A 20,342-nucleotide genomic window follows, 5' to 3' on the forward strand; every position below is an offset into this window, starting at 1 on the left:
ATAAAGTGAAATTAAAGAGGTGTCCATCATGATCATCATCATCGATAACCAGGATTCATTCACCTATAATCTGGTGCATTATTTTGAGCAATTAGATCCAGCCGTGCTGGTTTTTCAAAATGGAGAATTGACGGGAAAACAAATAGAGAATTTAAAGCCGGACCTGATTGTGCTGTCGCCCGGTCCAGGACGTCCTGTTGCAGATGGAGCGAGCAAGGAAGTGCTGAGGGAGCTTAGCGGACGGATTCCTGTACTCGGTGTTTGCCTTGGGCATCAAACCATCATCGAGCATTTCGGTGGGCGGATCGCTAAAGGAAACAGGCCCATGCATGGAAAAGTCTCCATGCTGACACACAATGGCGATGGGCTGTTCAAAGGAATACCCAATCCGACAGCTGTGACCCGCTATCACTCTTTGGTGGCGGAAGAACCACTGCCTGACTGCCTGTCAGTGACCGCCTATTCAGAGGACGGGGTGATCATGGCTGTTCACCACCGGTATTTGCCGGTTGAAGGCATTCAGTTTCATCCGGAATCGATTTTGACTTCGGAAGGTTTCAATATGCTGAAGAATAGTTATGAACTGGCAAAGCAATGGAAAGAAAATAATAAGGGAGGTGCTGGACATGCAAAACCCTTACCTACTGTATGAGTTTCGAAATGAGGACGAAGAAGTTGAGCCGCTTCTGTTCAGTGATCCTTTAGCTATCCTTGAAACAAGCAACCTTTCGGAAGTGGCGGAAATTCTTTTGAAGGTGGAAAAGGCGGTTGGTGATGGATTCTACGCAGCGGGCTATGTCTCCTATGAAGCAGCTCCGGCTTTTCACCCGGAAATGAACGTGCAAACGGGAGGCGAAATGCCGCTTGTCTGGTTCGGGATTTTCAATGAACCGAAAAAAAGCTTTTCGATTGAGGAAGAACAGCAGCCTTACAGTGTGTCGGAGTGGAAAATGGCGAGCTCCGTGGAACGGTACAAAACTGGGATTCAACAGATCAAGCAGGCAATTGAAGAAGGCGAAACCTACCAGGTGAATTATACGGAACGGCTTGTTGCGGAATTTACGGGCAGCGACCTGGCATTCTACCGCCAATTGGCAAGAAATCAACAGGCCGACTATGGTGCATACCTGAACCTTGGAAGATTCCGTGTGCTGTCGGCATCTCCAGAGCTGTTCTTTAAAGTCCAGGACGGAAAGCTGACAGCCAAACCGATGAAAGGCACAGCGCCAAGAGGACGTACCACGCAGGAAGACCGGGAACAGGTCACGGCATTGCGGGCTTCTGAAAAAGAACGGGCTGAAAACCTGATGATCGTTGACTTGCTTCGAAATGACATCAGCCGCATAGCCAAAAAAGGGACTGTCAAAGCCGATCCGCTGTTTACAGTGGAAACCTACCCGACCGTCCATCAGCTGACCTCGACGATAGAAGCCCAGCTGGATGATACAACAACTATCCTGGACTGGTTTCAAGCTTTGTTTCCATGCGGATCAATTACGGGTGCACCGAAAATCAGTACGATGAACTACATAGCCGAACTGGAACAGACGCCGAGGGAAGTGTATTGCGGTGCTATCGGTTTCATCACGCCGACCAAAGACGCTGTCTTCAATGTGCCCATCCGTACAGTCGTCATCGACCGGGAAAAAGAGACGGCTCGCTATGGCGTGGGAGGTGGCATCACTTGGGATTCGACTTCGGAAGGAGAATACCGGGAACTGCAGACAAAAGCAGAAGTGCTGACAGCGAAACGGCCGGTATTCAGCCTGCTGGAATCCTTGAAACTGGAGGACGGAAACTACCCGTTGCTGCGGTATCATCTGGCACGCTTAAAGGATTCTGCGGATTATTTTCATTTCCCGGGAAATATTCAGCAAGTTGAAATGGAGTTAAGACAGTTGGCAGAAACCTACCCGGTAGGCACCTACAAGGTTCGCATGCTCCTGGATGACAAAGGACAGACGAAACTGGAGGCACAGGAAACTGCAGCAATCAGGAAACCGGTAAAATGTTCGCTCGCCTCTTCGGCAGTGGACAGCAGAAATCCGTTCCTGTTCCATAAAACGACACATCGTGAAGTATACAACAAAGCCAGCGACAAGCTGCCGGACGATATATTTTCAGTTTTGTTATGGAATGAAAACCAGCAGCTGACGGAATTCACCATCGGCAATGTGGTGCTTGAAAAGAATGGGCGGTTTTTCACGCCACCTGTTTCCTGCGGATTGTTGGCAGGCACGTTTAGGCAGCAGTTGCTGGATCAAAAGCTGATTGAAGAAAAAGTCATCCTTAAAGAAGAGCTTCAGGAATATGAGGCAATCTTTCTGATCAACGGCGTACGCGGCTGGTTGCCTGTGGAATTAATGAGGAACGTAAAAACAAGTTAAACAAACCACTGGATGGTGAATCGAAAGCGATGGAAAGGGTGGCTTATTATTTCACTCGACAAAGAAACACAAATTCTGGATGAGTTAATGGAAAAAATTGCATCAAAGAAATTTTCAGCCGGTGAAAAGCTGCCTTCAGAAAACAAGTTAGCCGATCGCTATGGAGTGCCGCGCATGACTGTGCGCGCGGCATTGACTAAGCTGGAAGAACGGGGCTACATCTATTCGAAGCAAGGTAAAGGAAGATTTTTAAAAGAAGAGTCCACTCAAATTCAGTTGCAATTAACCGGCAAAATCAGCTTTACTGAAAAGATGGAGCAGGCCGGTTATGATTTGGAAACGCGGCTCATCAGTTGCGAAAAAATTCGCTATGATGAAAAAATCTATAAATCGTTAGCATGTGGATCAGGGGACAGCGTTTATAAGGTTTCCCGAAGCCGATTTATCGACGGGCAACCGATGGCCATCCACAAATCCTTTGTAAGCGAAAAAATGTTTCCTGAAATCAAAACAGAAGGACCCGATATCCGCTCAATGTTCGCTTATTACCGTAAACACGGCCATACCGAGTTTGCCAACAACAAAACCTTGCTAAGTATCTCTTTTCCGACATCAACAGAACAACAGCTTTTGCAATGTAAAAGCATGGTGCCTCTCATTATGGTGGAAAGTGACTGCATCGACGCAGCGACAGGAGATGTGCTGGAGCATACTAAAATCTTATACCGCAGCGATAAATTCAAATATGATATCACGATGGATTAAAAAAACAGGCAAAGGAGAAACGATCCTTTGCCTGTTTTTTATGCTTAAGAAAGTGTAGCTTTGAGCTTGTAGATAAAAGAATATTTATGTCATTTAAAGAATGTATATACATTTCATCCTGTTTATACCGGATCCTGCGCTTCAGGCGGACGCTTTCCACGGGCTCGCGCCGAACTAACTCGGACTGGCGCCCGAGTGGATTTCGGCACTTCGTCGCTTCGCTGCTCCCGCAGGAGTCGCCGCCTTGCGCTACGGATCCTTGAGTGAAGAGTTTACAAGATTTGCAGGGATTACATTTACTGATATTGACTAGTAAGCTTCTCTCTTTGATTGAAGCAACACGCTTCCAAGCGGGCTGGCCACGAAGACTCTTGTGGGACAGCGAGAGCTGAAGACCCCGCAGGAACGCAGTGACGAGGAGGCTGAAGCTGAGCCCATGGAAAGCGAAGTGGCCGGACCGCTTGGAGATTATGCACTGTTATACATTTTGGTCAGGCTTTGTCTACATTCTGGCTTTGAGTTTTTCTTTTATTGTTTAGGCTGTATGGGCGCTTGTGCTTTTCTTGTCACGATTGTGAAGCACCTTTACACAAGCTTTACGAGAGCTTAAAACACAGCCACTTGGCGACAAGTTACGATGAACTTACAGACAAGGAGGCAGCGATTATGAAAAGACGCAGAAGAACAGAAATCCTTATTCAAGGTGATGGACGTTTGGCAAAGGATTTAGCAGCCAGCATCGCGGAAAAATACGAATGCCGTGAAATCAGTGCGCCGGAGCAAGGAATGATTATGGTCAAAATGAGGGAGACAGCAAAAAATTCCTTGTTTTATATAGGAGAAGTCCTGATAACAGAAGCGAAAGCGGAGATTTCAGGGAAAATCGGAACGGGCCTGCTGGTAGGCATGGATGAACAACGCGCCAGCGATTTGGCGATCATTGATGCTGCTTATAAGGCTCAATTGCCTGAAACAGCTGAATGGGAACCTTTGCTTTTAGACGAAGAACAGCAGATCCATGTAGCCAAAGCGCAGCAGCAAACAGGCCTTTTCGAAACAAAAGTAAACTTTGAAACGATGGAAGTCTGAGAAAACAAACTACATGATCTGACCAGGAGGGATTATATGGCGATTGACCAAATTCATGACTTGCAGCAAGTTTATCGGAAATTATTACATAGTATGTCACGGCCAGGAACCATCTCATCGATTGAGCAGGAGACAGAAAATTTGGATGTGGATTTCGGCTGTGCCGATGCCCTGATGTTAAGTGCGATGGTGCTGCTGGATGCGGAAGTCACTTTTCATGTCCTGTCGACAAAACGGCGGGATCTGATCGAGAAGATTTCGGAATACACTTCAGCCCGCTGTGTTCCGTTGCAGGAAGCGGATTTCATCATCGTATTGCAGGAAGACAGGGAATCGGAAATTTTAGAAGCCATGGCACAATGCAAAATAGGCAACTTGATCGATCCACAGCAATCCTCGACTTGGATTATTGAAACTCCGGCTTTATCGAACAAAGGCACATTGCTGCTGACTGGACCAGGAATCGAAACGGAAGCCCATTTGGCGATGGGGCAATCTTTCGAATTCTGGCAAGCCAGAGACAGCCGCATCAAGGAGTATCCGATGGGCATTGATATGATCTTTGCGGATGGCTCCTCTCAGGTCGCTTGTCTGCCGAGAACGGTTACGGCCATTTTAATGGAGGTGGAGTAAATGGGCTATGTTCCTGTAAAAGGCGGAACTCAGGCTATCGAGGCTTCGATTAAACGGCTGACTTATGAACGGTTAAAAGGTGAAGAAATTTTAGAGATCAACACGATCCTGGCGACGATGGGCAGCATGGTGGATCAGGTGATGTCTGAAAGCAGCCTGTATTCCCCGGAACTTGCGGCTTTGGCCATCAAGCAAGGGGAAGGCAGCATGGAAGAAGCTGTATTCCTGATGCGCGCGCACCGTTCAACTTTGCCGCGCCACTATTACAGCGAGACTGTCGAAGCGGAAACCATGCTGGTCGAACGGCGGATATCGGCAAGTTTCAAGGATATTCCAGGCGGCCAGTTATTGGGTGCCACCTATGATTACACACACCGGCTGCTGGATTTCGGATTGTTGGAAGAAAGCATGGAAACGAATCGCAAGTGGCTGCAGGATTATAAAAATAACTTGTCAGCCCTTCAAGGCTCAACAGAAGTGGTTTATTTTCCGAAAGTCGTCGATTATCTCCGGAAGGAAGGCTTGTTTAAGACATACGAACCGGATAATACATTCCCGAACGATGTGACCAAGCAAAGCCTTCAATTTCCGACGACAAGAAGCGCCCGTCTGCAGGTCCTGACACGCGGACAAACAGGCACCGTAACATCATTCGGCTACGCATCGCTGCGGGGATATGGACAAGTTCATCCCACTGTAGGTGAAGTTCGTGTCGGTAAAATACCGATTTACACAGCACATCCAAACGAAGTGGATCCGGATCCGGAAGACCAATTCTATGTCGGCGAAATGCGCATAACGGAAGTGGAATCGTTTGTGCCGGTAACTGTAAAAAAGGACAACAATGAAGGTGAACTGGAGTTTGAAATCGGCTATGGCGTCTGCTATGGGCAAAATGAAACAAAAGCGATTGCCATGAGCATACTGGATCAATGCCTGGAACATCCGAATGCGGATTTTCCAACTCATGATGAGGAATTTGTCTTATTGCATCTCGATTCAGTAGAATCCACCGGTTTTATTTCCCACTTGAAACTCCCGCATTACGTCACGTTCCAGTCGAAGCTGGACAGTATCCGCCAAGTAAAGAAAGGAGTGCAGGAAGTTGAGAGCTAAACCGCATTTTGCATTTTTTGATGAAGGATCCAAAAAAGAGATTCGGCGGGCTACACTGAAAGCTGTCGCTATTCCGGGGTATCAGGTACCTTTCGCGTCGCGGGAAATGCCGATTGCACGCGGCTGGGGAACAGGCGGCTTGCAGTTGACGCTGTCCTTGATCGGCAAAACGGATGTGCTGAAAGTCATCGACCAAGGAGCCGATGAATCGGTCAATGCGGTCAGCATCAAAAAGTTGGTTCAGGAAACGACAGGTGTCCAAACCACTGACCAAACGGAAGAGGCAGATCTTATCCAGTCACGCCACCGCATCCCTGAAACACCGATGACGAAAGACCAGATCCTGGTTCTTCAAGTGCCGATGCCTGAGCCTCTGCGTCCTGTGGAAGCACGCGAGTACATGACCAAACGCATGCACTCCGAAGACGATTACAGCGGCGCTTGGCTGATGCTGTTCGAGCAGATCGTCAAATATGGGAAAACGGCAACTGCTGCGGATCACCCGGTTTATGTCAACGGGCGCTATGTGATGGCGCCAAGCCCGATTCCGCGCTTTGATAATCCCAGAATGCATCAATCCGAAGCGTTGATTTTACTCGGTGCGGGACGCGAGAAGAAAATCTATGCTGTACCACCCTTTACGAATGTTGAATCATTGGCATTTGAAGATTACCCATTTGCTGTTGAATCATTTAAAGGCAAGGAATGCCAGTTATGCGGATCAGCACACGTCTTTCTTGATGAATTGATTGATCAGAAAACAGGAGAGCCCGTCTATCAATGCAACGACACCAGTTATTGCATGGAACAGCTGAATAGCAGGGAGAAAGCCGAGGTGGAGAGCAGTTATGCATGAAGAACCGATTCTAAAAGTACGTAACTTGCGAAAGCAATTTGGTCCCGGTTGTTCTCAATGCACCAATTTAAATTCTAATCGTTTGGAAAAAAACTACTGCACGGTATGCGGCACAGTCTATGCAGTTCGTGACGTGTCACTTGATGTATATCCCGGCGAAATTCTAGGGATCGTCGGAGAAAGCGGCAGCGGCAAATCCACATTGATGCAATGCCTGTACTTCGACACTGACGTTTCGTCAGGGGAGGCGTATATCAATACACCCGTTTTGGCAGGCTTCAATGTCTTTGATTTGTCTTCACAGCAAAAGCGTTCCATCCGCAACCACGATTATGGGATGGTTTATCAAAATCCGGTGCATGGCTTGAAAATGAATTTTTCCTCTGTGGGAAATATTGCAGAAAAGCTCATAGCAGCGGGCAACCGGAATGTTGGGAATATGGAAACAACAAGCAAACGGCTGCTGGACAATGTCCATATCCCGCTTCATCGCATGAAAGAAGAACCGCGCAACTTTTCAGGCGGCATGCAGCAACGTGTCCAGATTGCTAAAGCATTATCGAATAATCCACCCATTCTGTTTTTAGATGAAGTGACAACCGGACTCGATTTGTCGGTTCAGGCAAATGTTCTTGACCTGATCAAAAGGATCCAGCGTGAACTTGGCATCAGCATGATTGTGGTATCGCACGATTTAGCGGTTATCCGCATGCTCGCTGACCGGACCATTGTCATGCTGAATGGGGAAATCATCGAACAGGGCTTGACGGATCAAGTATTAGAAGACCCACAACATGCGTACACGCAGCAACTCGTGTACTCATTACTCTAGGAGGATCGATGCTTTGTATATTATCCATAATGGCAAAATCGTAACCGAGCAATCAATAGCCGAAGGATTGGCAGTCGTAGTGGAAGGGGAAATTATCAAGTCGATCATCCCGGAAGAACAGATAGTAGACTATCCGGCTGCCAAACTGATCGATGCCAACGGAGGCTATATCTCACCGGGCTTTATCGACATCCATTCCGATTACATCGAAACGATTGCTTCTCCGCGTCCGACCAGCATGATGGATTTTGACATCAGCCTGCGTGAAGCGGAAAAAATTCTTATCAGCCACGGCATCACAACGATGTTCCACTCCCTGTCGTTCTATAAAGAAGATGTTTTCTCCCACAAACCAATGCGCAATCCGAACAATATCCAACGCATGGTGGACGCTATCGAAAAGACGCATAACCGGCTGCATTTGATTCGCCATCGTCTGCATGCCCGTTTCGAAATCGATAATATCGATGAAGTGGACCAGCTGGTGAAAAATATTGAAGACGGCAAAGTGCACCTGCTGTCATTCATGGACCATACACCCGGACAAGGCCAATACCGCAACCTGGAAGTCTACCGTGAAACCTTGAAAGGCTACCGCGAAATTTCAGATGAGGACGTCAATGTGCTCATTGCAGAGCGCCAAAGCACCGAATGTCTGGCTGCAGAGAAAATCAGGGAAGTGGCGGATATTGCGTTCGCGCGCGGAATTGCTGTCGCTTCCCATGATGACGATGACGTGAAGAAACTGGATTTTGTGAAAAGCTTCGGCACCACCATCAGCGAGTTTCCGATTACGCTTGAAGTCGCCGTCAAAGCTAAAGAACTGGGCATCTACACAATCGCCGGAGCCCCGAATGTGATGCTCGGAGGCTCCCATTCCGGAAATCTTTCAGCGGCGGAAGCGGTCAGCCAGGGTTGCATGGATATCCTGTGCAGCGACTATTATCCACCTGCTTTGCTTCATGCTGTATTTGATCTGCATGAGAAATACGGCAACGATCTGCATGCGATGTTCATGATGGTCACGTTAAATCCGGCAAAAGCAGTGAAGATGGATGACGAACTGGGGTCGATCAAACCCGGGAAAAGAGCCGATCTCTTGATCATTCAACGCATGGACGACGGTTATCCGATGTTGACGGCAACAATGGTCAATGGCGCGTTGATTACGACGACGAATTACCGGTTGAAATAAAGAAAAGCGGAAGCGCCCGTGTAGCTCTGCCGGGCATAAGACGATCTGGCGAAGTGGCGTTCTTTGCCACACAGCCAGAAAAGTAGAAGTGCCTATTCAGCTCTGACAGGTGTAAGATGAGCTGGCGAAGCGGTATGTTTTTAGCCGCATAGCCAGATCGGCTTGCATCCCGAAGAGCTAGGCACTGAACTAGACACCAGAGTGGCTTATGACCCAAAGAGCTGGGCGCTGGAGTCTGGACAAAGAAAAGCGGAAGCGCCCGTGCAGTCCCGACCATAAATGAAGAACCTAAAAGTAGTATTTTCTTAAGTTAAAAAATAGGAGGCAATCTAATGACGATGCTGGAAATAGTGGGCTTTGAGAAACGCTTCACCATTCATCATTTAAACAAGACCATGCCAGCTATAAAAGACATCAGTTTTTCTTTAAAAACAGGCGAATTTATTGGCATCGTCGGAAAAAGCGGCAGTGGCAAATCGACGATCCTGAAAAGCATCTATCGTACGTATCTGCCGGATCATGGAAAGATTCTTTATGATTCTGCGGCATTCGGCGTAGTGGACATGGCCCATATCACGGAACGCCAAATGCTGCATTTGCGGAAATACGAAATCGGCTATGTGTCCCAATTTTTAAATGTCATGCCGCGTACAACCTGCCGGCAATTGGTCACCAATGCCTTATTGGAGATGGGCTCGACGGAGGTTGTGGCTGCTGAAGAAGCGGAAAAAGCATTAGCTCATTTTGAAATCGATCCAAAGCTTTGGGACAGTTACCCGAATACATTTTCAGGTGGGGAAAAACTGCGCTTAAACATTGCCATGGCGACCGTTAAGCAACCGCGGCTGCTGCTTCTTGATGAACCGACAGCGAGTCTCGATCATCAGTCCAAACTGAAAGTCCGTGAGATTATTGAAAAACTGAAGGCAGAAGGCACAACGCTTGTCGGGATTTTTCATGACATTGAATTTATGGAAGGGCTTTGCGATAAAGTTTATGACATGCAGACGAGAACGTTGACTGTCACGGGAAAAGTGGGTGTTGGCGCTGAAAGCTGACTTGCATGTCCATAGCCACTATTCAGACGGAGCGGACTCGGTGGAGAGTGTCATCAAGAAAGCTAAGAAAGCGGGCGTCACGGCTATCAGTTTTGTTGAACATGACACCATATCAGGATGGCGGGAACAACAACGCATTGCGGAAACTCATCATATACAGGCGATTCCTGGAATTGAGATTTCCGCCTATGACTTTAAGCGTCAGCGAAAAGTACACATCCTTGGCTATCATTTTAATTCTGAAGCATTAGCGATCAATCGGCTGTGCAAAGGACTTCTGGAACTTCGCCACAGCCATTCGATGTGGCAGATGAGCCAAATTCAAGCAGCAGGATTTAACCTGGATTCCGAAGCGGTTATAGAATCGGCAAAACCTTCAGCCACTGTCTACAAGCAGCATATTATGCAGCAATTGACAGATGCCCCTTATACGTCCAAGGAATATCAATTCCTGTACAAAAGCCTATTCAAAGGAAAGGGCGTCGCAGCAGGAGACATTGAGTACGCATCTGCAACAGATGCTGTCCAGGCAATCGTTTCAGATGGAGGGCTGGCCGTTATGGCGCATCCCGGACAACTCGACTCCTATGAGCTGATACCCGAATTGATTGGAGCAGGCCTAGGGGGAATTGAACGTAACCATTTCGACCATTCGGCAGAAGATCATCTGAAAGTGGAAGAGCTCGCGCGGCAATATGGGCTCGTGATGACCGGGGGCAGCGACTATCACGGAGCTTTTGGAGCAATGATAGAGCCCGGAGACATCGTCAGCCCAGGAGATGTAAGCAGCGTTAAAAGACTGTGAAGTTCCTGTAAATTTCAGTATTTTGCCTTGGAATTATGTTGTAATGGTACTGACAAAGCAGGGTCTCCTGCTCATTCCAGTTAGACAAAAAGGAGAATCGATCATGAAAAAGAAAAGTTCAGCATTGGCAATGGTAATGGGAGCGGCTTTATTGTTAGGGGCCTGCTCGGACGGCAGCGCAGAAGCGGGTAAAACGGAAGTGGATGATGTGATTAAAGTGGTCTGGTATCCAAATGAATCAGGGTCGGACATGACATCTTCCCGTGATGAAATCGGAGCGGCTATTGAGCAGGCTACAGGCAAAGAAGTCGAGCACCAATTGACAACGGATTATGCCATTGCAATCGAGACTTTGGTCAACAACAATGCGGATATGGCGTTTATGGGAGCACAGGGCTATATTGAAGCGAAAAATGGCAACGACGCGATTGAGCCGTTGGTTGTGCCGACAGGAGAATCTGGCACACTTGACGATGCCATCTACCATAGCTGGTTGGCAGTCAATGTCGACGATCAGGAGAAATTCAAAGCAGATGGCGAGTTCTCATTGGATACATTGGAACAGAAAAAAATGTCTTTCGTCTCCAATAGCTCCACCTCCGGATTTGTTGTTCCTTCTTCCACCATCATCGGCCATTTTGCTGAACAATCCGGCTATGAGGATCTGGCGGCAGAGGATTTGATGGAAGGCGGTCCATTGTTCTCTCAAGTGCTGTTCGGAAATTCACATCAGGGGTCAGCCGTCAATTTACTGAATGACAGTGCTGAAGTCGCGGCATTCTGTGACACATGTGTTGAAAACTACGTGGAGGTAACCGAAGGTGAAGCCAACGAAGTCGGTTCCGTCTATAAAGTCAAAGATGATGCAGCAGAACCGTTCAATACCGTAACAGGCAGTGAATTTGCATTGATGGGGGTCACTCCTGTCTTGAATGCACCGTTCGCAGCCAATATGGAAGTGCTTGGCCAGGAAGATTACGATGCCTTGCAAGAATTATTCACTTCAGATGAAATCGCGGATAATGAAAAAATCTTTGTTCCGGAAGATTCAGGTGAGTCGGGGCTCTTCTTCAAATCAGCGGATGAACGGTTTGCGCCGGTTGAAGATGCGTGGTTCGATCCAATCCGTGAGCTATCGAAAGAATAACCGGAAGACAGCGGCGCGTTCCTATCATTGGGAATGCGCTGTCTGACAAATGAGACGAAAAAGGAGACGATGAGCATGTCTTTACTGCAAATCAAAGATCTTGGAAAGTCCTATAATTCGGATTCGAAAGTGCTGCAAGGGTTGAATTTTGAAGTGGAAGCCGGTGAATTTCTTTCTGTGATCGGACCTTCGGGAGCAGGGAAATCGACACTTCTCCGGTGCATCAATCGAATGGTGGAAATTGATGAGGGGAAAGTAGTTTTCGATGGCCAGGACGTCGGCGCATTGAACAAAAAAGAACTGCGGAAAGTGCGTACAACTATCGGAATGATTTTTCAGCATTATAACCTGGTGCCGCGTTTATCGGTTATCGAGAACGTCCTGCATGGCCGCTTTGGCTACAAGACAACGATTCAAGGGATTTTGGGACGTTTTACCGAAGCGGAAAAAGAACATGCTTTTTTCCTGTTGAAAAAGTTGGGTATCGAAGAACACGCCTATAAACGCTGTGATCAATTGAGTGGTGGGCAACAGCAACGTGTCGGCATCGCCCGGTCATTGATCCAGGAACCGAAAATCGTTTTATGCGATGAACCGATTGCGTCGCTCGATCCAAATGCTTCAAAAGTAATCATGGACCATTTGAAATCGATCACCCAAGAGTTGGGCATTACCTGTATCGTCAACCTGCATCAAGTGGAGATTGCAAAAGACTACTCTGACCGGATCATCGGTTTGAACAAAGGCGGAATCGTTTTCGATGGACCGAGTTACCGGCTCCACCGAAGCCATACAGATCTTATTTATGGAACACAATCAAAAGCAACCCCGGAAATCAGAGAATTGATCATGGTTTAAGGAGCAATTACAGTGAATGAGAAAACAATGAAAGCCAGCCGGAAATGGCAGACACTCTTTTTTGTCGTGTTGATTTTCGGAATGACTCTTGCTTCTTCCGCAATCACCGAGTTTAATATTTTCCATGGCCTTGCCACATTGCCCAAAGCGGGTGCTTGGATCTTCTCGAATCTGTTGATCACTCAGGAATCGTTGGAACGCCTGCCGACGATTTTGGAAAAATTGCTTGAAACGATTCTCATGTCAATTGCCGCAACGACAACGGGCACGGCCGTTGCCTTTTTCTTAAGTTTGATGGGGTCGAAAACGACGGGCACCAGCAGAGCTTTAGGTGTGTTTGCGCGTTTTGTTGCCTCAGTCTCGCGGAATATCCCGGTTGTAGCCTGGGCCTTGATTCTTTTGTTGTCATTCGGCCAAAATTCGATGACAGGTTACCTGGCTTTATTCGTGGGATCTGTCGGATTTCTAACAAGAGCTTTTATCGAATCGATAGATGAAGCGAGTCAAAGTGCGGTTGAAGCACTGCGCGCCACCGGTGCAACATATTTTCAAATCGTTTTTAAAGCCGTTGTGCCGCAATGCTTGCCACAGATGATCAGCTGGATTCTTTTTATGATCGAAACCAATATCAGAAGCGCGACTTTAGTGGGAATCTTAACTGGTACGGGCATCGGCTATGCATTCGATTTGTACTATAAGACCTTGAACTACAATGCTGTAGCTCTCGTTACCTTCAGTATCATTATTGCGGTGATTGTCATCGAGCTGATGTCAAACTATATCAGGAAGGTGATTATTTAATGGAGGCAAGCACATACATAAGGCGTGGAGCCAACGGCCGCATAACAATTAAGATGGGAAGCAAGTCGGAACGCGTCATGACATGGACGGTCACGCTACTCATCGCTTTGACAATCGCGGCGTTCTACTTCTTTGATTACACAGGGCTTAACTTGTCTAAGGCCATTCCGGAAACGTTCTACAACTTAAAAAAGATGTTTTTGGCACCAGCGCTTTCCCATTTCACTTGGGGGCAAGCATTCTATCAAATGGGCGTCACCTTAGGTCTGGCATTTTTATCGACAATACTTGGAGCTGCCATCGCGTTTTTCCTGGCATTGATGGCCGCATCAAATTTGTCAAAAGCCTGGATTTCAAAAACTGTGCGAATTGCTGTCGCATTTATCCGCGCAGTCCCTACTGTTCTTTGGGTATTAATTTTTGCCATTGCAGCTGGCTTGGGCAGTGAAGCGGCGGTGCTTGGTATGCTGTTCCATTCCATCGCTTATTTGGTCAAGGCCTTTTCAGAAGCCTTTGAAGAAGTGGATCAGGGGATCATTGAAGCATTACGTGCGACAGGAGCCAACTGGTGGCACATCGTTGTGCATGCGGTTCTGCCGTCGACGTTCACCTACCTCTTGTCCTGGACATTCCTGCGCTTCGAAATTAATTTTTCAGTTGCTGTGGCAATGGGTGCAGCAGCAGGAGCAGGAGGCATAGGCTTTGAACTATTCATGGCTTCCGGATTCTATTTCGATTTGAGTGAAGTGGGAATGATCACTTATATGATTTTGGTTTTTGCCATCGTCTTGGAAATCCTCTCAACTAAAATGAAAGAACGTTATTTTCCGGCTGCAAAATTAGGCAATTAAATATTATTTTCTGGTAAGTTGTAATAATCAGTTTATTGCGGTTTAATAGAGGGTGAGAGTATTTTCCAATACTAGGAGGCGGAGTAAATGAACTTAGCAGACAAAGTGGCAATCGTAACAGGTGGGGCATCCGGTATCGGCTTGGCGACAGCAAAAGCGTTTCTTGATAAAGGAGCGAAAGTTGTCATCGCCGATTTCAATGAAGAAGGCGGCAAGCAGGCTGAACAACAGTTGAAGCAGGGAGATGCTGAAGTGTTGTTTGTCAACGTTGATGTAGCCAGTGAAGAATCAGTTGAAAAGTTGGTTGCCGCAACAGTCGAACGTTACGGAAGAGTTGACATCATGGTCAATAACGCGGGCGTCGGTGTACTTGGTGTGACACATGAATTGACGTACGAGGATTACCATAAAGTGATTTCCATCAATCAGGATGGCGTCTTTTTCGGTGCCAAACACGCAATCAAGAATATGCTGAAAAATGGCGATGGCGGTGTGATCATCAACACCTCTTCGATTCTTGGAACAGTTGGGGAAGGCGGTGCTTTTGCCTATAACGCCACTAAAGGCGCAGTCAACCTGATGACCAAATCATTGGCTTTGCAGTATGCTGAACATAAGATCCGCGTCAATGCAGTAGCGCCGGGCTATGTGGAGTCCGGCATGGTCAGTAAAGAAGCATTGGGTGATTTCTATGACGCATTGGTTGATAAGCATCCTGTCGGCAGACTTGGACAGCCGGAAGAAATTGCACATGCCATCGTCTTCCTGGTCGAAAATGAGTTTGTGACAGGCAGTACGTTAATGGTCGATGGCGGATATACTGCTCAGTAATGAGACAGCAAAAAAGAGCTGCACCTTGCAGCTCTGAGCTTGTAGACAAAAGAATATTGATGTCATTTAAAGCATGAATACACATTTCATCCTGTTTATACCGGAACCTGCGCTTCAGGCGGACGCTTTCCACGGGCTCGCGCCGAACTAACTCGGACTGGCGCCCGAGTTAGTTCGGCACTTCGCTGTTCCCGCAGGAGTCGCCGCCTGGTGCTCCGGATCCTTGAGTGAAGGTTCTACCAGATTTGTAGAGGCTACATTTCCTGATATTGACTAGCAAGCCTCTCTCTTTGATTGAAGCAACACGCTTCCAAGCGGGCTGGCCACGAAGACTCCTGGGGGACAGCGATAGCTGAAGACCCCGCAGGAACGCAGTGACGAGGAGGCTGAAGCTGAGCCCATGGAAAGCGAAGTGGCCGGACCGCTTGGAGATTATGCACCGCCATACATTTTGGTCAAACTTTATCTACAGTCTGAGAGCTGCACCTTGCAGCTCTTTTTTTGTTGTAAAGTTTTACTTCTTTCTATTAGGGAATTTTCAAGTAAGAGCGATTTAGGGAATTTGGAACGGCTGCAGTAAATGACAGACGAAGAGAGGAAGAGCCCCATGAAAAAACTTGGAATGATTGGCGGTACGGGACCTGAGTCAACTGTCGACTACTACCAATCCATCATCAAAAAATTTCAGGAACAAACCGGTAGTCAGGAAACTTTGCCGGAACTGCTGATCTACAGCATCAATATGTATAAGATTTTCGACTTGCTTGAGAGCGGACAGGAAAAAGAACTGGCGGAATATCTGGCGGCCGCCGTACTGAGCCTGGAGCGGGCAGGAGCTGATTTTGCGGTCATTTCAGCGAATACGCCGCATATCGTCTTTGACCAGGTGCAGCAGAAAGTGAACATCCCGATGATCAGCATCGTTGAAGAAACCTACCAGAAAGCCCGACAGTTGGAACTCCGGAAAATTGGTTTGCTCGGAACCCAGTTCACCATGGAAAATGATTTTTTCAAAGAACCATTCAAGATCAATGGAAAAGAAATCTTCGTGCCGAATGAACGGGAACAACAATACATTCACGAAAAAATCGTCAAGGAACTGGAGCAGGGAATCGTCAATGAGGAAACGAAAAAAGAGTTTCTGGCGATTGTTGAACGGATGATCGAACAACATGAAATTGAAGGGCTGATTCTTGGATGCACGGAGTTTCCGATGATCTTTAAGCCAGAGGATCTGGCTATCCCGCAATTGAACACAGTGGAAGTCCATGTTGCCAAAATCGTTGAAATGATCACGACAGACTGAACAGGTCAGTGGGAAAATGGGCTTTCCTTTGAGGGAGAGCCTTTTTTCGTATGTTTAATAGCAGAACCAAAAAAAAGTTACAGAAATCCTGTAACCCCTTTCTTTATGATAAAACCAATGAATTCTCTTCGAACCCTTCTGCAGACCGCAGATTTTGCCATTGCTGATACAAAATATAATGGTTATAGTGGACAATATGAGCCGAATACGGAAGATTTAGACAATTTTTTTCGGTAGAGTAGAATCTAATTCACAGGTGAAGAGGGTGTGCAGATGAGCAAGGTAATGGAAACAGCAAACAGTTTACCGCTTTGGATTATAGCAGCATTGGTGGTCAGTATCGTCATCTTTCAGGCCATTACGTTCATCAGATTGGCTTCAAGGACAGCTTCAACCGTCGGGATGAGCCGTCTGGAAGTTAAGACGGCTTTGCGGACAGGGGCTATCAGTTCCCTTGGTCCTTCTTTTGCCATTTTGATCGTCGCGATTTCCTTGCTGACATTGATCGGCAATCCGGTGACTTTAATCCGCATCGGCATCATCGGTTCTGCACCGGTTGAAACGATCGGGGCGACAGTCGGTGCGCAGGCGGCGGGTTCCGATTTGGGGTCTGCTGACTTTACGCATCAAGCCTTTACGAATGCGGTTTGGGTCATGTGTCTGGGTGGAATCGGCTGGCTTTTGGTAACCGCATTGTTCACCAAATCCCTCAGTAAAGCACAGGCGAAAATCGCCAGCAACGGCCAAAAAAGTATCACGCTATTGAAAGTGATTTCGACCGCCGCTTTACTGGGTGCCTTCAGTTACTTGGGAACCACTCAGGTGATCAAAGGAATGGATGAAGCGATGGTTTTTCTTGCTGCGTTTGCCGTCATGCCGGTCATCTTGTGGTGCGCTGCTAAATTCAAACTGAACTGGCTCAGGGAATGGTCGCTCGGCTTGATTATTATAGTAGGGATTTCAGTCGGTTATTTCATATCCTGATAAGAAAAGGGGAAACTGCGTATGACGTTGAATAATGATGTGGAAAATGAAGTCCTGGAACATGGCCTTGAAGGGCTTGGAGAAGCAGCGTCATTCAAAACCATCAGTTTCGAGAAGTTTCATGAACGGTCGCATTTCTGGGGAAGGCTGACCATTTGGGCAGTCATTCTCCTTACCTTGGCATTGCCGCTTTATCTGTCTTATGGCCTTGACTTCCACCCGGGCTGGTCAGCCATCCTATCCGGTTTTCTGGCGTATGCCGCGGTAGTCGGGGTTCTCTGGTTTGTTGAGCCAGTCAGCTATTACCCGATCTTAGGGATTTCCGGTACCTATCTGGCGTTTTTGACAGGAAATATCGGCAATATGTGCCTGCCCGCAGCGTCTATTGCCCAATCAGCTGTAAGTGTGGAGCCTGGAACAAAAAAAGGTGAACTGACTGCGACACTGGCGATGGCAGCTGCATCAATCGTCAATATTGTCATGCTGCTGTTCATCGTACTTGGCGGTTCGTATGTCGTAACCCTACTGCCTCAGTCGGTGGTGGATTCCTTGGTATTTGTCCTGCCCGCAATTTTCGGTGGACTCATCGCACAGTTGGCTATGCAAAAGCCATTATGGGGAGTGATCGGCATCGCCTTGGCCTTGGCTGTCAACCTCGGTCCTGTGCCGACTTCACTGAAAGCTTTCTGCTGTATATTCGGATTGGTGATCATCTGCCTGCTTCTGGAAAAACTGAAAAAGGCGAAGGCATAAGCCTGGAGATTAAAAATTAGGAGGAATGCAAAATGGTACAGCAAAACAAGTCATCTCATCTCAAACAACAACTTTTGAATCTGCTCGACAGCCGGAAAGAGGAAATGATCCAGATCCGCCGCCATCTTCATCAGCATCCGGAGCTGTCATTCAAAGAAGAAAAGACTGCGCAGTACATAGCTAATTTCTATAAAGGAAAAGATGTCGAAGTCCAGACGCATGTCGGGAACGGTTTCGGCATCATCGTCACCATCAAAGGCGGCAAGCCGGGCAAGACCATTGGCCTGCGCGCTGATTTTGACGCGCTGCCGATTCACGAGGAAGTGGATGTTCCGTTCAAGTCCCAGAACGCAGGCGTCATGCACGCCTGCGGCCATGATGGCCATACAGCTTATATGCTGGTGTTGGCAGACTGCCTGATCCAATTGAAAGCAGAACTGTCAGGCACTATAAAAATCATTCATCAGCATGCGGAAGAAACACCGCCGGGTGGAGCGAAAAGCATCGTGGAATCCGGTGTGCTCGATGATCTGGATGCGGTATTCGGCACCCATCTGTTCCCAACCCATCCAGCCGGGACCATCGGATACCGAAGCGGCTATGCCATGGCGGGCAGAACTTACTTCAAGCTGAAAATTCAGGGACGCGGCGGCCATGGCTCGTCTCCACAGAATGCCAATGACCCGATTGTCGCCGGTGCTCATTTCATCACCGCGGTACAGACAGTGGTCAGCCGTCGCCTCAATCCATTTGAAATGGGTGTAGTGACGATCGGCTCCTTTGATGGCAAGGGTTCATTCAATATCATCAAAGACAGCATTGAAATCGAAGGCGACGTCCGTTACATGAACGACAAGACACAGCAGCTGATCGACCGGGAAATCCATCGTATCGTCAGCGGCATTGAACTACAGTTTGATGTGAAATGCGATTTGGTCTACACTGCCGATTACCCGCCGCTGAAAAACGATGAGGCCGTAACGGAAGAAGTCGTAGCCATCCTGAAAAAAGCCGCCGATCCCGATATCAAGGAAGTGGTCGAATATCCGGTATTTTCCGGTTCGGAAGACTTCGCTTATTACTTGGAAAAAACACCAGGGCTGTTTTTCAACATCGGCTGCAAACCGAAAGGGCAGTCGGAAGTCTTTTTTAACCATCACCCGAAATTCGATATCGATGAAGACGCCTTGCTGGTTGCCGCAAAAGCGGTTGCTTATGTAGTTTGTGATTATGGGCAGCCCAGCTGAGTTTGGAGTAGAACCGTTCCCTTCAAGGAGCGGTTCTTTTTTGTCTTCATTTTAAATTTTAATGTGAAAATCCTTCTCGTCGAACTGTGGATTGCAGAATGCTTTCTAATAAACTGTCCATTTCAAATGGAGCTCAGTTTAACCATAATTTAGAATGGCTGCTTTTTTCAATTGCTAGTTATTTTTTGATCTACAATTTCACGGATATACTTCATCGTTCGTTGTTGTGCTTCGTCAACAGTGTAATGATTGCGGTTATTCAAGAAATTTGAGAACATGCCTTGCCAAACCAAGTTGGTCAATTCATTCAATTCTTCTGCGGCATCTTTATCCAAAAGACCTTCTTGGACGATGAAGTTAATGGCGAAACGACCACGATCCGTGATGCTTCTTTCCAGTAAACCGGGTAATAATTCTTCTGGGATTGTCACGAGATCGGAAGGATACAGTTCATAATAACGTTCCAGCATATTTTCAGGACGGTCCCCAAGATCCATCAGAAAGACAGCGTTGAAGATTTCAGGAATCTTGAAAGAATACTCGCTGAAACATTCCCAGGCGATGAGATACTTTTCAACAGGGTTATTTGTTTTCTCCATTTCAGTGGTGACTGTCTCCACATAAGGGCGTAAAAACTTTAAGGAAGCAAAAAACAGCAAATGAGATAATTCGTCGAAATAATTATAGATGGTAGCACTGTTGTATCCCGCCTTCTCGGCTACTTTCCGGATCGTTACATGGTCAAATCCTTCAGTTTGGATCAACTCTTCTGTCGCATCAATAAAATATGTCCACATGCGGCGTTTTTTTATATTTTTTTTCTCCAAT

General features: G+C 47.2%; 21 protein-coding genes. 20 read left to right on the forward strand and 1 reads right to left on the reverse strand.

Going from position 1 to position 20,342, the window contains the following annotated elements:
- Window positions 1–28 precede the first annotated feature (28 nt).
- The 20 genes from ACRC6Q_RS00905 (at window position 29) to ACRC6Q_RS01000 (ending at window position 19,514) form a co-directional block, all read left to right on the forward strand.
- The gene (locus ACRC6Q_RS00905; protein ID WP_431465532.1) at window positions 29–652 is read left to right on the forward strand and encodes an anthranilate synthase component II; all 624 of its coding nucleotides are present in this window, start codon (window positions 29–31) and stop codon (window positions 650–652) included.
- Window positions 627–2,387 carry an aminodeoxychorismate synthase component I gene (pabB, locus tag ACRC6Q_RS00910; protein ID WP_431465533.1) on the forward strand — a complete coding sequence of 587 codons (1,761 nt, stop codon included), beginning with the start codon at window positions 627–629 and terminating at the stop codon, window positions 2,385–2,387. Before ACRC6Q_RS00905 ends, pabB begins: the two co-directional genes overlap by 26 nt.
- Before the next feature lie 75 nt (window positions 2,388–2,462).
- Window positions 2,463–3,152: a GntR family transcriptional regulator gene (locus tag ACRC6Q_RS00915; protein WP_431466305.1), complete on the forward strand. Its 690-nt coding sequence runs from the start codon at window positions 2,463–2,465 to the stop codon at window positions 3,150–3,152.
- Between the two features lie 666 nt (window positions 3,153–3,818).
- On the forward strand, window positions 3,819–4,241 hold the full coding sequence (gene phnG / locus ACRC6Q_RS00920) for a phosphonate C-P lyase system protein PhnG (RefSeq protein ID WP_431465534.1): 423 nt from the start codon (window positions 3,819–3,821) through the stop codon (window positions 4,239–4,241).
- Window positions 4,242–4,277: 36 nt separating this feature from the next.
- Complete coding sequence (gene phnH, locus ACRC6Q_RS00925) at window positions 4,278–4,874, forward strand: phosphonate C-P lyase system protein PhnH (protein ID WP_431465535.1); 597 nt, start codon at window positions 4,278–4,280, stop codon at window positions 4,872–4,874.
- Entirely contained in the window at window positions 4,875–5,990 is a 1,116-nt protein-coding gene (locus ACRC6Q_RS00930; RefSeq protein WP_431465536.1) for a carbon-phosphorus lyase complex subunit PhnI, read from the forward strand. It abuts the gene before it with no gap.
- The gene (locus ACRC6Q_RS00935; protein ID WP_431465537.1) at window positions 5,980–6,846 is read left to right on the forward strand and encodes an alpha-D-ribose 1-methylphosphonate 5-phosphate C-P-lyase PhnJ; all 867 of its coding nucleotides are present in this window, start codon (window positions 5,980–5,982) and stop codon (window positions 6,844–6,846) included. The genes ACRC6Q_RS00930 and ACRC6Q_RS00935 overlap by 11 nt, the downstream gene beginning before the upstream one ends.
- Window positions 6,839–7,678, forward strand: a complete 840-nt coding sequence (locus tag ACRC6Q_RS00940) for an ATP-binding cassette domain-containing protein (protein ID WP_431465538.1) — start codon at window positions 6,839–6,841, stop codon at window positions 7,676–7,678. The genes ACRC6Q_RS00935 and ACRC6Q_RS00940 overlap by 8 nt, the downstream gene beginning before the upstream one ends.
- Window positions 7,679–7,691: 13 nt before the next feature.
- Window positions 7,692–8,873, forward strand: coding sequence for a phosphonate metabolism protein PhnM (gene phnM, locus ACRC6Q_RS00945; protein WP_431465539.1), 1,182 nt, complete (start codon window positions 7,692–7,694; stop codon window positions 8,871–8,873).
- Between the two features lie 332 nt (window positions 8,874–9,205).
- Entirely contained in the window at window positions 9,206–9,931 is a 726-nt protein-coding gene (gene phnL, locus ACRC6Q_RS00950) for a phosphonate C-P lyase system protein PhnL (RefSeq protein ID WP_431465540.1), read from the forward strand.
- A complete protein-coding gene (locus tag ACRC6Q_RS00955; RefSeq protein WP_431466306.1) occupies window positions 9,921–10,736 on the forward strand; it encodes a PHP domain-containing protein in 816 nt (271 codons plus the stop codon). The genes phnL and ACRC6Q_RS00955 overlap by 11 nt, the downstream gene beginning before the upstream one ends.
- Window positions 10,737–10,839: 103 nt before the next feature.
- A complete protein-coding gene (locus ACRC6Q_RS00960; RefSeq protein WP_431465541.1) occupies window positions 10,840–11,883 on the forward strand; it encodes a PhnD/SsuA/transferrin family substrate-binding protein in 1,044 nt (347 codons plus the stop codon).
- A gap of 75 nt (window positions 11,884–11,958) precedes the next feature.
- On the forward strand, window positions 11,959–12,741 hold the full coding sequence (phnC, locus tag ACRC6Q_RS00965; protein ID WP_431465542.1) for a phosphonate ABC transporter ATP-binding protein: 783 nt from the start codon (window positions 11,959–11,961) through the stop codon (window positions 12,739–12,741).
- A gap of 12 nt (window positions 12,742–12,753) precedes the next feature.
- On the forward strand, window positions 12,754–13,542 hold the full coding sequence (phnE, locus tag ACRC6Q_RS00970) for a phosphonate ABC transporter, permease protein PhnE (protein ID WP_223636397.1): 789 nt from the start codon (window positions 12,754–12,756) through the stop codon (window positions 13,540–13,542).
- Window positions 13,542–14,393 carry a phosphonate ABC transporter, permease protein PhnE gene (phnE, locus tag ACRC6Q_RS00975; protein ID WP_431465543.1) on the forward strand — a complete coding sequence of 284 codons (852 nt, stop codon included), beginning with the start codon at window positions 13,542–13,544 and terminating at the stop codon, window positions 14,391–14,393. The genes phnE (ACRC6Q_RS00970) and phnE (ACRC6Q_RS00975) overlap by 1 nt, the downstream gene beginning before the upstream one ends.
- Before the next feature lie 87 nt (window positions 14,394–14,480).
- Window positions 14,481–15,224 (forward strand): SDR family NAD(P)-dependent oxidoreductase, encoded by a 744-nt coding sequence (locus ACRC6Q_RS00980; protein WP_431465544.1) that lies wholly within the window; start codon window positions 14,481–14,483, stop codon window positions 15,222–15,224.
- A gap of 607 nt (window positions 15,225–15,831) precedes the next feature.
- Complete coding sequence (locus ACRC6Q_RS00985) at window positions 15,832–16,530, forward strand: aspartate/glutamate racemase family protein (protein WP_431465545.1); 699 nt, start codon at window positions 15,832–15,834, stop codon at window positions 16,528–16,530.
- Between the two features lie 273 nt (window positions 16,531–16,803).
- Entirely contained in the window at window positions 16,804–17,514 is a 711-nt protein-coding gene (locus ACRC6Q_RS00990; protein WP_431465546.1) for a DUF5058 family protein, read from the forward strand.
- Window positions 17,515–17,535: 21 nt separating this feature from the next.
- Window positions 17,536–18,267 carry a small-conductance mechanosensitive channel gene (locus ACRC6Q_RS00995; RefSeq protein ID WP_431465547.1) on the forward strand — a complete coding sequence of 244 codons (732 nt, stop codon included), beginning with the start codon at window positions 17,536–17,538 and terminating at the stop codon, window positions 18,265–18,267.
- A gap of 32 nt (window positions 18,268–18,299) precedes the next feature.
- Window positions 18,300–19,514, forward strand: a complete 1,215-nt coding sequence (locus ACRC6Q_RS01000) for an amidohydrolase (protein ID WP_431465548.1) — start codon at window positions 18,300–18,302, stop codon at window positions 19,512–19,514.
- A 167-nt stretch (window positions 19,515–19,681) separates the two neighbouring features.
- On the opposite strand, the gene ACRC6Q_RS01005 is transcribed toward ACRC6Q_RS01000, so the two are convergent.
- Complete coding sequence (locus ACRC6Q_RS01005; RefSeq protein ID WP_431465549.1) at window positions 19,682–20,341, reverse strand: TetR/AcrR family transcriptional regulator; 660 nt, start codon at window positions 20,339–20,341, stop codon at window positions 19,682–19,684.
- Window position 20,342: the final 1 nt, after the last annotated feature.

The organism is Planococcus sp. SE5232, assembly GCF_050686535.1.
In the GTDB taxonomy this organism is placed as follows: Bacteria; Bacillota; Bacilli; order Bacillales_A; family Planococcaceae; genus Planococcus.

Excerpts from the sequence above, each read along its gene's own strand:
- ACRC6Q_RS00930 (WP_431465536.1), top strand. The coding sequence starts at position 4,875 with ATGGGCTATGTTCCTGTAAAAGGCGGAACTCAGGCTATCGAGGCTTCG.
- phnG (WP_431465534.1), top strand. The coding sequence starts at position 3,819 with ATGAAAAGACGCAGAAGAACAGAAATCCTTATTCAAGGTGATGGACGT.
- pabB (WP_431465533.1), top strand. The coding sequence starts at position 627 with ATGCAAAACCCTTACCTACTGTATGAGTTTCGAAATGAGGACGAAGAA.
- phnL (WP_431465540.1), top strand. The coding sequence starts at position 9,206 with ATGACGATGCTGGAAATAGTGGGCTTTGAGAAACGCTTCACCATTCAT.
- ACRC6Q_RS00980 (WP_431465544.1), top strand. The coding sequence starts at position 14,481 with ATGAACTTAGCAGACAAAGTGGCAATCGTAACAGGTGGGGCATCCGGT.
- ACRC6Q_RS00985 (WP_431465545.1), top strand. The coding sequence starts at position 15,832 with ATGAAAAAACTTGGAATGATTGGCGGTACGGGACCTGAGTCAACTGTC.
- ACRC6Q_RS00940 (WP_431465538.1), top strand. The coding sequence starts at position 6,839 with ATGCATGAAGAACCGATTCTAAAAGTACGTAACTTGCGAAAGCAATTT.
- ACRC6Q_RS00995 (WP_431465547.1), top strand. The coding sequence starts at position 17,536 with ATGACGTTGAATAATGATGTGGAAAATGAAGTCCTGGAACATGGCCTT.
- phnC (WP_431465542.1), top strand. The coding sequence starts at position 11,959 with ATGTCTTTACTGCAAATCAAAGATCTTGGAAAGTCCTATAATTCGGAT.
- ACRC6Q_RS00990 (WP_431465546.1), top strand. The coding sequence starts at position 16,804 with ATGAGCAAGGTAATGGAAACAGCAAACAGTTTACCGCTTTGGATTATA.
- ACRC6Q_RS00905 (WP_431465532.1), top strand. The coding sequence starts at position 29 with ATGATCATCATCATCGATAACCAGGATTCATTCACCTATAATCTGGTG.
- phnH (WP_431465535.1), top strand. The coding sequence starts at position 4,278 with ATGGCGATTGACCAAATTCATGACTTGCAGCAAGTTTATCGGAAATTA.
- ACRC6Q_RS00960 (WP_431465541.1), top strand. The coding sequence starts at position 10,840 with ATGAAAAAGAAAAGTTCAGCATTGGCAATGGTAATGGGAGCGGCTTTA.
- phnE (WP_431465543.1), top strand. The coding sequence starts at position 13,542 with ATGGAGGCAAGCACATACATAAGGCGTGGAGCCAACGGCCGCATAACA.
- ACRC6Q_RS01000 (WP_431465548.1), top strand. The coding sequence starts at position 18,300 with ATGGTACAGCAAAACAAGTCATCTCATCTCAAACAACAACTTTTGAAT.